Genomic DNA, 250 nt, shown 5'->3' with positions numbered 1-250 from the left:
ACGATGAATATTACGATTGCTACATATGTCCACAAGGGCAGATATTAGAATACTCAACAACAAACAGAAAAGGGTACAAAGAATACAAATCGGATCCGAAGGTATGTGAGAAATGTGAAGATTTAGGTAGATGTACAAGCAGTAAGAATCACACGAAGATAATCACCCGACATGTATGGGAAGAATACATGGAAGAAGTAGAGTATTTAAGGCACACGAAAGAATGTAAAGAGCTGTACAAAGAAAGAAG

General features: G+C 36.8%; 1 protein-coding gene. It reads left to right on the top strand.

The genetic code is table 11. The annotated features are described in order from the left end of the window. Window positions 1-250: transposase (locus N8M09_RS11020; RefSeq protein ID WP_261065227.1), on the top strand; the 250-nt coding region annotated here is incomplete at both ends.

Source organism: Streptococcus mitis, assembly GCF_946190375.1.
GTDB lineage: Bacteria > Bacillota > Bacilli > Lactobacillales > Streptococcaceae > Streptococcus > Streptococcus mitis_CJ.
Note: the sequence above shows the minus strand (reverse complement) of the source record. Positions and strands in the feature narration are given on the sequence as shown.